General features: G+C 65.4%; 11 protein-coding genes. 7 read left to right on the top strand and 4 right to left on the bottom strand.

All coding sequences use genetic code 11. The annotated features are described in order from the left end of the window. The first annotated feature begins 100 nt into the window (after positions 1-100). The 4 genes from HHL10_RS25185 to HHL10_RS25170 all read left to right on the top strand — a co-directional run bounded on the left by HHL10_RS25185 (position 101) and on the right by HHL10_RS25170 (position 4,413). Positions 101-841, top strand: a complete 741-nt coding sequence (locus HHL10_RS25185) for a hypothetical protein (RefSeq protein ID WP_169163165.1) — start codon at positions 101-103, stop codon at positions 839-841. A 12-nt stretch (positions 842-853) separates the two neighbouring features. Beyond that, positions 854-1,837 carry a M48 family metalloprotease gene (locus HHL10_RS25180; RefSeq protein ID WP_169163164.1) on the top strand — a complete coding sequence of 328 codons (984 nt, stop codon included), beginning with the start codon at positions 854-856 and terminating at the stop codon, positions 1,835-1,837. A gap of 340 nt (positions 1,838-2,177) precedes the next feature. After that, on the top strand, positions 2,178-3,248 hold the full coding sequence (locus HHL10_RS25175; RefSeq protein ID WP_169163163.1) for a hypothetical protein: 1,071 nt from the start codon (positions 2,178-2,180) through the stop codon (positions 3,246-3,248). 70 nt (positions 3,249-3,318) lie between these two features. Beyond that, on the top strand, positions 3,319-4,413 hold the full coding sequence (locus tag HHL10_RS25170; protein ID WP_169163162.1) for a hypothetical protein: 1,095 nt from the start codon (positions 3,319-3,321) through the stop codon (positions 4,411-4,413). Between the two features lie 9 nt (positions 4,414-4,422). On the opposite strand, the gene HHL10_RS25165 is transcribed toward HHL10_RS25170, so the two are convergent. Together HHL10_RS25165 and HHL10_RS25160 are read right to left on the bottom strand one after the other, a co-directional pair. After that, on the bottom strand, positions 4,423-4,743 hold the full coding sequence (locus HHL10_RS25165; RefSeq protein ID WP_169163161.1) for an antibiotic biosynthesis monooxygenase family protein: 321 nt from the start codon (positions 4,741-4,743) through the stop codon (positions 4,423-4,425). 64 nt (positions 4,744-4,807) lie between these two features. Then, positions 4,808-5,179, bottom strand: a complete 372-nt coding sequence (locus tag HHL10_RS25160) for a hypothetical protein (RefSeq protein WP_169163160.1) — start codon at positions 5,177-5,179, stop codon at positions 4,808-4,810. A gap of 306 nt (positions 5,180-5,485) precedes the next feature. Between HHL10_RS25160 and HHL10_RS25155 the strand changes: the two genes are divergently transcribed. Beyond that, positions 5,486-7,390: a SagB/ThcOx family dehydrogenase gene (locus HHL10_RS25155; RefSeq protein ID WP_169163159.1), complete on the top strand. Its 1,905-nt coding sequence runs from the start codon at positions 5,486-5,488 to the stop codon at positions 7,388-7,390. Here HHL10_RS25155 and HHL10_RS25150 read toward each other — a convergent pair. Further along, positions 7,300-7,638 carry a hypothetical protein gene (locus tag HHL10_RS25150; RefSeq protein ID WP_169163158.1) on the bottom strand — a complete coding sequence of 113 codons (339 nt, stop codon included), beginning with the start codon at positions 7,636-7,638 and terminating at the stop codon, positions 7,300-7,302. The genes HHL10_RS25155 and HHL10_RS25150 overlap by 91 nt on opposite strands. A gap of 909 nt (positions 7,639-8,547) precedes the next feature. Between HHL10_RS25150 and fliB the strand changes: the two genes are divergently transcribed. After that, on the top strand, positions 8,548-9,786 hold the full coding sequence (fliB, locus tag HHL10_RS25145; RefSeq protein WP_169163157.1) for a flagellin lysine-N-methylase: 1,239 nt from the start codon (positions 8,548-8,550) through the stop codon (positions 9,784-9,786). Between the two features lie 63 nt (positions 9,787-9,849). On the opposite strand, the gene HHL10_RS25140 is transcribed toward fliB, so the two are convergent. Continuing rightward, positions 9,850-10,392, bottom strand: coding sequence for a DUF5625 family protein (locus HHL10_RS25140; protein WP_169163156.1), 543 nt, complete (start codon positions 10,390-10,392; stop codon positions 9,850-9,852). Between the two features lie 173 nt (positions 10,393-10,565). Here HHL10_RS25140 and HHL10_RS25135 point away from each other — a divergent pair, with 173 nt between their 5' ends. Further along, on the top strand, positions 10,566-11,501 hold the full coding sequence (locus tag HHL10_RS25135) for a LysR family transcriptional regulator (RefSeq protein ID WP_169163155.1): 936 nt from the start codon (positions 10,566-10,568) through the stop codon (positions 11,499-11,501). Positions 11,502-11,504 lie beyond the last annotated feature (3 nt).

Below are 11,504 nucleotides of genomic sequence, written 5' to 3'. Positions count from 1 at the left end.
GACGCGGGACCACAGTGCGGGACGTGGCCCCTGCTCCCTTGTTCCTGTCGCCGTGACGGGCGATCCGGCTCATGCAACGCCTGACAGGGGAGAGCCTTCAATGCGTGGACTGCTCACTGGAAAACTCCATGTCGTCCAGGCCGCGCCATGGCTATTTTCAGCAGCCATGGCCGGTGCCGCCGCGTCGGAGCGCGGGACCGCAACTCCTGACGAAAGGGTCGCAATGGAAGGTATAGAGATATTCAGGGGCGTGGAGCGCCTTATCGTGGTGCTTTTTGGTGGTGCCTCCATATACTTTGGCTATAAATTGTTCGAGAAGGCATATCAGGAGTTTGGGGAATTGACGGCTGAAGCTGCCGGAAACAAGCTCTCCATCAAGAGGGTAGGCCCCGGCGTATTCTTTGCCTCCTTTGGCATGCTCATCCTGGTCACCAGCCTGAGCTATCCTCTGAAAAGAGTAGTGGAAGGCAAAGACAATTCCGGTGCGGAGCAGCAGAATACCGTGGCCAATGGCCAGGCATTCCAGAGTACTTCAATCTATGCCCGCGGCGGCATCATTTCTGGGCGCGAGACCAGGCTCAGGGATGCCTTGTTCGGCGCGAAGTTCCTGAAAAAGGAGATCCTGGAGAATTCGGTCATGGACCAGAACTCCAAGAACCTTGCCGGCGAGCGTATCGGCCAGATCGAATCGTTGCTGCAGGAAGAACTGTACGGCGCGGCGGAAATAGAAAAATTCAGGGAAACTAGAGGCCGTATTCTGCAAAACAGCAAGGTCTACCAGGACATGAGCCCTCCGGAGAGAGCGCGGTATGACGACATGCTGAAAATGCTTGAAGATTGACAGGAGTCGGCCATGAAAAAGTATTTGTTTTCCGGGGCCATGATCGGCGCCCTGCTCATTGGGGCGTTTCCGGCCCGGGCCGGCAGCTACGAGGAAGACCTGCGGTGGAGCGATTTTATGGCGCGAAGCTCAATATCTCGCTTGGGGCGCATGATTTCAGCCAGAGGGGACCTGCAGCTGCGCAATATTTTCAACAATACCAGGTTCAACATCGGTCCCCACGGCTTTGCAAATCTGTCGGTGTCCAAGGACGGTTCGGGGCACACCGTATTCGTGTCGGCGGAATACTATTTGCTGGTCAATTATCTGGCGGACGCTGCCCTGGTCGCCTCGACAAGGCCTGGATACCAGGACTGCGCCATGCAGTACCAATTGCACCTCACCCGGCAACTGTCGCAGATCAAGGGCAGCCTTGCCTCAGGCGGGCCGGGTGGGCGGTTGACCGCGCCGGAAGAATTTTCCTTAGGCCAGCGGGCCATCTGCCAGGATTTCCACAAATACTTTCCCATCGAGGAGCGCCTGCGTAACGTGCGGGACAAAAATCTGTCCTCGGTGCTGATTCTAGGCGTGCTGCACGAAATGGGACATATCGCGCTGGGGCACCAGCCCGTTGACTATGAGTTGACGCTGAGAGCCATCAGCGACGACAAGCGGCGGATGGACGAGTTCCTGCGCCTGAATACCAGATCCCGGCAGCAGGAAGACGAGGCCGATTTGTGGGCCACGGACAAGGCCATTGTCCTGGGAGCCACCACGTTTGACATCGTCAATCCGACCCTCATCAATTCATTCGTCGTTTATACCGGCATAGATTGTGGCTCTCAGCCGGCGGATAGCCATACCAATGGGGTCGCGAGGGCGGAAAATATCATAAACAGGTATATTTACGTCATGGAAAGCGTGAAGAGGCAGCCGATTGAGAAGGTGGCCAAAGATTTCGCGCTGCAGTATGTGGAGCTTGCCAAAAAAATCAGGTCCAGTCTTTCCTGCCGGTAACCGCCGGCATTCCAATTTTCGTGTGCGCTTCGCGGCGAGGGATATTTCGCATTCCCTTATGGGCGCGCCGTGCCCGGTGGCGCTTCCAGCCGCGCGGCACGGCGGCCAGGCAGCCATCGAGCCGCTTTCCTTGCCATGCTCCTCCCCGAAAGGCGGGCGGTCGGCAACCGGGTTTTGAGGACATTGAAACAATCTGGATACCCCAATGCTGTTGAACAGGGATATTCGGCACTGCTGCCGAAGCCCGGGCCTAAGCTTCCGCCGGGGTGCTGGCCTGGATTGAGCTGATAAATCTCGTCGTGCGCCTGGTTCCCGCGATTTCCTGGCCCAGGAGAACGGCATGCGGCAAATCAGGTGGCTGGTGATGGCGGCGGCTGCGCTGGCGGCAACTCATGCGCAGGCGGCGGTCAAATACCGCGTCGAGGCGCTGCCGCTTCTGCCGCAGAGCCTGCAGTCGGTCGATTACCAGGACATCAACAACCGGGGCGAGATATTGGGCTACGGTGCCCCGCCGGGCAGCGAGCAATACCGCGCCTTCGTGCTCGGCGAGGGCCGCTACCGCGAAATCGACACCTCCGCCGCCAACGGTTTCTCTGTCAACCCCCGCTATCTCAATGACCGCGGGCAGATTGCCATGACCATTTTCGGCCAGGGCGGTCCGCGGCCCTGGCTCTACACCGACGGTATTTTGAAAGACCTCACGCCCGAGGGCGCCGTGGGTTCCGAAGATGGTTCCACCGACGTGGCCGGGCTGAGCCGCTCGGGCCATGTGGTGGGGAATTACCGGGATGGCCTGTTCTTTTATGACGGCACGCGCAGCCGTTATCTGGACCTGGGCCTCAACGACGGCGAAGTGGCTCTGGCGCGGGGCATGAATGACGCGGACGTGATCGTCGGCAGCATTCGCGACCCGCGCCTGAACTGGAATGGATTCATGTACGACCGAGGCCAGATAACTTTCCTGCAGGGCTTGCGCCCGCTGGGCATCAACAACCGCCACCAGATCCTGGCCATCACGCAGGCCGGCGCGATGGTGATTCGCAATGCCGACGACACCCTGAATGAGCCGGGATTTTTCATCAGCGATTTCAATAACGTCGGCTGGGCCACCGGCTGGACCTTCCCGCCTTATGCCGACGATGCCCGCGCCTTCTTGTACCGGGACGGCCAGAGCATGGATTTGAATCACCTGCTGCTCGAATCCCAGCAGCAGCGCTGGACCTTGCGCCTGAGTTATGAAATGAACGATGCCGGCCAGATTCTCGGCATCGGCTCGCGCCTGGGAGGCAGCGGTGACGAGTGGTTCTTGGCGACGCCGGTGCCGGAATCGCAGAGCTGGGCCCTGCTGCTGTGCGGCCTGGGCATGGTGGGCGCCGTGGCGCGGCGGCATGGCCGGACTCCGGCGCTATAGGCCGTCCAAACCGGCCTGAAATCCAGACGGTGCCCGTTGATATTCGTGGTTTTCCAGTGCAGGAGAAGAAATGAAGCCGACCCCATGCATGGTGCTCACCATGGCGGTACTGCTGGCCGGCCAGGCGCAGGCGGCTCCGAAATACCGGGTCGAAATCCTGCCGCCACTTCCGGACCGTTGGGTAACTTTTGATTCCTACGACATGAACGACCACGGCGAGGTGCTGGGGCGAGGGAACAGTGGGCCGGTCATATACAGCCAGGGCAGTTACCGTCCCGTCGATGCCCTGGACCCGAGCAAGGTCGGCGGCGTCTGGCTGACTGCCATGAACAACAAGCGGGATATCGCGCTGACCCTCAATGATGGGGCCAGCGACAGGGAGCGGCCTTATGTGCTGAAAGACGGGCAGTTGATCGACATCACGCCCGAAGGCGCGGCAAATCGTCCGTTCTTTCCGGGTATGGTCAAAGATATCAATGAATCAGCCCAGGTGGTGGGTTATTACGGGGGAAAGACGTTCTTTTATGACGGACAACGGAGTCGTTTCGTGGATGTGGGGGCGAGTGAAAACGCGGATGTGCTGGCCTGGGGTTTGAACGACGCGGGCGTCATCGTCGGGAACATCAACGACCCCGCGGGAAGAAGTGGCGGGTTCATTTATGACCATGGCCAGGTGACGTACCTGGACCGACTGATGCCCAGGGACATCAACAATGCCGATCAGGTACTGGGAGGGATCAGGCAGAGCATTTTCAGGCCCGTCCGGACGGTGATCCGCGACAGCGACGGCTCCCTGCGCACGCTGGATGGCTTTTACGGCAGCGACCTCAATGACCGGGGCTGGGTGGCCGGTTATCGCGATGGGGACACGGGTGGATTCGAAGCGCAACTGTTCCGGGGCGGCCGGGTGCATGACCTTGCCGATCTGCTGGTCCATGCTCCGCAAGGAGTGCGGCTGCAGGCGGCCCTGGAAATCAACGACAGCGGCCAGGTTTTCGGCTATGGCTGGAAGCAGGGTCTGGGCCGGATTTCCTATATCGCCACCCCGGTTCCTGAATTGGAGAGCCAGGCGCTGCTGCTGTGCGGGCTGGGGCTGGTAGGCACCGTGACGTGGCGGCGCCGGCGCGGCCACGGCCGGCGCGATATTCAGCCCAGCCGGGCCTGAGCCGGCCCGTCAAATACCGGCGGTGGGATGCGGCACCTTGCCGTCCCCATAAGCCCGCAGCACCTGCGCCACCACCACCTGGTAGCCGTTGAGCCATTTGTCCTGCCGCGCCTTGGCTTCCAGGTGGCTCGGGAGCTGCATCAGCGCCTGCAGCGCTTCCAGCGAATCCCAGTAATAGACGTTGGAAATGAGGCCGGTGGCCGGGTTCTCCCAGGATTCCTCGCCCAGGTAGCCGGGGATGGACTTGGCCGCGTCCGCGATGGCGGCGTCGAGGCGATGGAATTCGTCGTCGTCATCGCCCTTGGCGAAAATGAAGGTCGAGGTGTACATGGGCCGCTTCAAATGAATGCGCCGGGCAAAGGCCCGGCGCGAGGGAGCGGATCTTAAGGGCGCGTCAGGCTGCGGCCGGGCGCGTGCGCGGCGGTTTGGGCTGGATATCCGTGACGGCGCGGGCCGCGTCAGCCGCAAAACCCGGGGCTTTCTTGAACAGGTCCTGGCCCTGGTCCATCAGGCCCAGCGCGCTCTGGCCCAGGTCGGTCCAGAAGTCCAGCCAGTTCTTGACCAGGCCCATCACGAAGTCCATGTAGGCATTGGCGCCGGGCAGGCCGGCGTTCGGATCGCGGCCCTCGGTGGCCAGCTTCTGGGCCGTGCCCAGGGTCTGGTTCAGGATCTCCGGGGACGAGGAGAACCTGGCGAACAGTTCCATGTTGGCCCGGGCCAGCTTGCTGTACGGGGCGAGCAGGGTTTCAAAGGCGTCGGTAGGCATGTGAGCTCCTGGTGACAGACGGGTTGCGGAAAGTGCTCGGCGATGGGCTCCGCCCCGGTTCTGGATCGACGAGCGTCCATCGGCTGCGCCGGCACCGTGGCACCGGGCGCGGCCCCTTTGTCTCCTGGGTGTCCGGGGCGGCTGCTTTGATTTTGCTGCAATGCAGCAATTTAGGCGCCCCCTGCCGACTCGGGTTTCAGATCGACACACCTTGGGCTTGACCGTAGGGCCGTTATCGAGTCAACGCCTCAGGGGGGCCAAACCGGGTCCAGTGCCTGCCGGCTCCCGTGGTTGGAGTGCCGTGCGATGCCGAAACTGGTCTGGGTGCTGCTGCCCCTGCTGCTGGCGCTGGGTGGCCTGGCCTGGCAGGTGCTGCGCGGGCGCATGCCGGCGCGGCGGGCGCTCAATGCCTGGACCAGCGTGCTGCTGCTGATCTACCTCGCCGCCACCGCGGCGCTTGGCCTGTTCTGGGTGGCGCAGCAGCAACTGCCGGTGTTCGACTGGCATTACCTGTTCGGCTACGCGACGCTGCTGCTGCTGGCGCTGCACCTGTCGCTGAACTTCGGCAGCGCCTGGCGCACCCTGACGCGCCGCCCGCCGCCGGCGGTGCGCGAGGTGGCGGCCGGGCGGCGCTGGGTGCTGGGCTCGGGGCTGGCCGGACTGGGCGTGCTGGCCGTGGGCGCCGCCTTCCTGGCCGGGCTGCGGCTGGGACGCAACGAGCGCGGCGTGATCGCGGGCAATGCGGCTGCCGATACCGCCACGGGGGCAGAGGCGGCCATGGCCGTGGTGGAGCGCTTCCACGCCCACTCCGCGCAGTCGCGGCGCGCCTCCTTCACCGGCTTGCCGGCCGTGAACTGGGGCGACGCGCCGCCGGCCTTCAAGCGCTACCCGCAGGCGCCGCGCCTGCCCTTGCCTGCGCCGGCACGGGCGTCGGGCCCGCAGCCCGGCGACCCGGTGGCCCTGGGCACGGCGCTGTGGCACACGGCCGGCGTCACCGAGCGGCGCGCGGGTTTCAACTTGCGCGCCTCGCCCTCGTCGGGAGCGCTGTTCTCCACCGAGCTCTACGTCGCGGCGCTGTCGGCGCGCGGGCTGGCGCCGGGCCTGTGGCACTACGACGCCCAAACGCATGCGCTGGAGCGGCTGCGATCCGGGGCGCCTTCATCCGACGCGCTCGGACTGCCCGGCACAACCGGGCTGGACGGCGCCGTGGCCTGCGTCATCGCCACCGCCGTGTTCCGCCGCACCGGGCGCAAGTACCGGGATCGCAGCTACCGCTACGTGCTGGCCGACCTCGGCCATGCGCTGGAGAACCTGCGCGCCGCCGCCGCGGCGGTGGGCCTGCAGGCGCAGCTCATGGCCGCCTTCGACGGTCCGCGCCTGGCGGCCACGCTGGGCGTGGACGAGGAGGAAGAGGGCGTGCTGGCCCTGCTGGCCCTGCGCCGCGGCGGGCCGCCGCCGCAGGGCGCCGTTCCCGCCGCGGCAGCCTTTTCGACGCCACCGCTGCCGCGCGAGTTGCCGCCCCTGGGCGTGACCGGGGCCGTGCACCGGGCCACGTCGCTGGGCAGCGTGCCGCGGCGCGGGGGCAGCCTCGATGGGCAGATGCCGCCGCCGGCCGTCGTCTCCCGGCCCGGTGCCCAGGCCATCGAGCTGCCGCGCGCGCCGGCACCCCGGCGCGACGTGCTGCGCCTGATCGCCACGCGGCGCTCGCTGCGGCGTTTCGGCGACACGCCGCTGCCGCTGGAGGCGCTCTCGGGCCTGCTGGCGGGCCTGGGGCTGCAGGCGCCGCTGCTGTCGCCTGCGCTGCGCGTGGACCTGGTGGCGCATGCGGTGGCGGGCCTTGCGCCCGGTGCCTATCGCTACGAGCCCGTGCGGCATGCGCTGCTGCCGCGCCGGGTGCGCGAGCTGCGCGCGCAGGCCCGCGCCGCGGCGCTGGACCAGGACGTGATCGGCGACGCGCACGCCGTGCTGGTGCTGTCGGCGCAGCGCGCGGCGCTGGCGGCCGACCCCTGGGGCGCCGCGCGCGGCTACCGCCACGCCTTCCTGGAGGCCGGGCTGGTGGGCGAGCGCATCTACCTGGAGGCCGCCGCACGCGGCCTCGGCGCCTGCGCCGTGGGCGCCTTCTACGACGAGGAGGCCGCCGCGCTGGTGGACGTGGACCCGGCACGGGAGTGGGTGCTGCACTTCGCGGCGCTGGGGGTGCCGGCGCCTTGAGTGTCGCTGTCGATGCGGGAGGCGAAGGCCGGTAGCGTGAAGCTGCCGGTCTGGTTGTCGCAGACGCCGGCGCAGCGCGGGCCCAGGAGGGACAGCGCCTGCGACTGCCCGGTGAACCGGACGTAGGGCGTGACGCCGTCGTTGGGGTCGAGGTCCACCAGCTCGTAGCGCAGCCCGGTGAGGCTGGCGCTGGAGCCGACGCCGGCCAGCGCCGGGGCGGCCAGCGAGGTCGTGAGGAAGAGTTTCATTGGCGCGTCTCCAACAGGATTTCCGTGCGTGCGGAGAAATGCCGGCGCGCAGCCCGGTATTCGAATCAGGCGGGCGCCGCGGTGTCCCGCATCAAAAGCGCCGCGTGCCCGGCTTAATTCATCCTGGATGGGACGCGCCGGGCTGGGAATCCGGCATTTCGGCTGTCACTAAAATGTGTTTTGGGCGGGATTTTCACGCCTGCTTGGCAAATGTTGTGAATCTTAAATTGCGCGCGATGGCGTCGTGGTCAACAGCACCGGACGGACGGCGCCAAAAGCGGGAGCGGCAGACCGGCCTCGACGGCGTCGAGGCGCGCGTGCCTGCGGGAACGACGCCTCGTGAACTTCGTTGCCCGCTCAATGAGAAGGCCGGCACCCCGGCGAATCCTGCGATGCCGCGCCGATCCGGGGCTCGTTCCCATGCGTCACGAAGCTGCCGGCCGGCGGCGGCGACACGGCCTTTGCCAACATGGTGCTGGCCTACGAGTCTCACGTCGCGCAGGAGCGCTGGGGTGAGCGGGTGTCGGTGCGCCTGGAACATGGGCCGAAGGCTTGACGGCCATTTGCCGCCCGCCACCCGGCGGTGTTTTTTGAAGCCGCTCGCTGCCGTGCCGGTCCGGCGGGCGGCGCAGTGAGACACCAAGCAAATCAGGCGTGTAAACCGGCCCTTGTTCGGGGAATGGTCGGGAAATATTGGCGGCATCCTCAGAAGCGGGCAGATGGGGTCGTCTCGTAAGGCACTCTGGGGAGCGTGCCGCAAGGCCGCCATGCGAAGAGCATCGCGAGAATAGGAGTACCAGTCGGCCCTGCCCGCTCCTGGGGACCCTACCGGCTCTCTGGTATTTCCGCCGTCCTGTTCGCAACTTCAACGGACAGGACGATTCCTGGCGAGGCCATCAAGCACTTCTCATGAGCGAACTTCACTCCGCACGCGTCACCACGGCATTGATTCCCCGCTACGTCAGTCGCTTCGGCTGCATTGGCGCCGCGTGCGAGGACAACTGCTGCACGGGCTGGGCGGTCAGTATCGACAAGAAGACTTTCAAGGCCTACCGGCAGGTAAAAAACAAGGAGTTGGGCAACAGCCTTTCCGAAAATGTGCAGCGCCGGAGAAGCCAGGAAACCAACGCGGATTATGCGCGCATCCAGCTTCATGCCGAAACCAAGGCGTGTCCGTTGATGCGTGACAATCTCTGCGCCGTTCAGAAAAATCTCGGCGAGAGTTACTTGTCCAATACCTGCTTCACGTATCCGCGCGTTTCGAGGAAATTCGCGGGGCAGTATGAATTGGCGCTGACGCTGTCCTGCCCAGAAGCGGCGCGCCAAGCGCTGCTGGTGGAAGATGCCTTTGAATTCGTGGAGGCGCCGGTCAAGTTGCGGGATAACGTGGTGGCGGAGGTCGCGCCCAGGCTGGGAATGCCGCTCGAGCTGATGAACGAAGTGCGGATCTTCTGCATTCAATTGCTGCAGACCCAAGGACTGGCGCTGTGGGAAAAGCTGGCGGTGCTCGGGGGTTTTTGCGAGGGCTTGACCGCCACCTTGGCGGAGAGCGGAAATGCCGCCGTTCCTGCCCTCATGGAGGAGTACGTCGCCATCGTGGAACAGGGGCTTGTGGGGGACGCGCTCGCCAAGCTGCAGCCCGACTATGCCGCGCAAGCCCAAATTTTTGCGCTCCTCTGGCAATTCAAGGCAACGGCGACGGGGTCCGCGGTACAGAAATCGGTATCCGAGGCCGTTTCCCAAGGCTTGGGCGCGAACGGCGAAACCGGACAACTCGGCTCGGAGCGGTTGGTTGAAAACTACAGCCGCGGCATCGAGCGCCTGCACAAGGCTCTGGAGGCGACCCCACGGCTTCTGGAGCACTATATTCTCAACGAGATGTTCCTGGAATTATTTCCTTTCGGTGGGGCTTCGCCTTATGAAGATTATCTGAAGCTGATTTCCCGCTTTGGCTTGCTCCGCCTGATGCTGGCAGCCCAGTGCAATGCCAACGCGACCCTGCCGGATGCGGTTGCCTTGTCGAATACCGTGCAGGTGTATTGCAGGCGTTTCCAGCATGACCCGAACTTCGCGCAGCAGGTGAGCCAAGTCCTCAACAACAGCGGCTGGGGCAAGCTGGAGAAGCTGTACCGGTTTCTCAGGAGCTGAAGGCGGCTGTGGGCATTGCGTCGACGGAATTGGTGCCGCGGCATGGGCACGAGGTGCCGATGCTCACTTGAATCGTCCACCAACCAGTGAAACACGCGTCACCACATGCTCAAGCCCCGCCTGGGCTTCGAGGTTCGTGACCTCGGCGGTGTATTGGCCGCGCCGCAATTCCAGCCAGCCGATGGTCCGGGTTTTCAGGTTGTCCCGGTGCGAGGTGATGCACAGTGAGTCAAATACCCGGTCCAGCACGACGGCACGGTCGGCGGCATGGCGGATCATCACCCGGAAGGGCATGGGGCGGCCCAGGCCTTCGCGCTGCCGCTCGGGAATATCGTCATAACGCTTGTTGCCCCAGCAGTTTGCATCGAATCGGTATCCGACGATGGAATCGTCCAACCGGGCCTGTGTCGATTCGAACTCGAAATCGATGTTCAACGGGTATTTCAGGTCCACGGGCGCCTCGAACTCCCGCGTGATGGTCGATCCTTCGCGGGACAACGCGATGGGTTCATCTGCGAACAGCGGCGGAAAGCCGCACAGCGCGGTGATCCACATCACGATGCCGATGACGGGTTTCTGGCACAGCGCGTAGGTGGTGGGGCCCATTTGAGAATATTGGTTCTTTCCTGATCGCCGCGTGACGCCGCTCCCAGGCAGGGAATCGGCAACGGCCGGGAAGACTTGAGCCGTCCGGGCGCGGATCGCGGCGCAGGCCGCCCGGCGATTCGCCCAGCGCATGCCACCATGGCGCGCTTGTCCTTGCCGAACCTGAGACTCCCATGGAACTGCGCCAGCTCCGCTATTTCGTCCGCGTCGTCGAATTGGGCAGCATGGGCAAGGCGGCCCAGGACCTGGGCGTGGTGACCTCGGCGCTGAGCCAGCAGATCAGCCGCCTTGAAGGCGAGCTCTCCACCCGGCTGCTGCAGCGTTCCGCCGGCGGGGCGCGCGCCACCGACGCCGGGCTGGCCTTCTTCAAGCAGGCCCAGCTCGCGCTGCGCCACGCCGACGACGCGGTGCAGGCGGCGCAGCAGGCGCGGCTGTCGGGCCATGTCAGCGTCGGGCTGGCGCCGTCCACCTCGGCCGTGCTGGCGCTGCCCTTCCTGCGCGCCATGCGCGAGCGCTACCCCGACATCCGGCTGCGCCTGGTGGAGAGCCTGTCGGGCAACCTCGCGGACCTGCTCAACACGCGGCAGCTCGACATCGCCGTGCTGTTCGACACCGGCGTGGACCGGCGCTGGAGCGTGCTGCCGCTGCTGCACGAGCGGCTGTTCCTCATCGGCCTGCGCGACACGCCGGGCATGGCCGAGCTGCAGCCTGGCCGCCGCGTGCGCATCGCCCGGCTGGCCGGCGTGCCGCTGGTGCTGCCCAGCGGCTCGCACGGGCTGCGCGCCATCGTCGATGCCGCCTTCGCGCGCGCGAAATGCCCGTCCGCCGTCGTGCTGGAAGTGGACGGCCTGGCGGTGCTGATGGACGCGGTGTGCGGCGGCATCGGCGCGACCATCCAGCCCGGTGCCGCCACGGCCCGGGTGGCGTCCGAGGCGATGCTGCGCATCGAGATCGCCGACCAGGACGCGCGGCGCCCGAACCTGCTGGCCAGCCTGTGCGACGACGAGCTGGCGCCGGCCGCCCTCGCCGCGCGCGTGGTGCTGCGCGACGTGGCCGCCGCGCTGGTGGCCGCGGGGCAGTGGCCGGGCGCCACCCTTCACGATTCCTGAACA

Source organism: Azohydromonas caseinilytica (assembly GCF_012927045.1).
GTDB classification, from domain to species: domain Bacteria; phylum Pseudomonadota; class Gammaproteobacteria; order Burkholderiales; family Burkholderiaceae_C; genus Azohydromonas; species Azohydromonas caseinilytica.
Note: the sequence above shows the minus strand (reverse complement) of the source record. Positions and strands in the feature narration are given on the sequence as shown.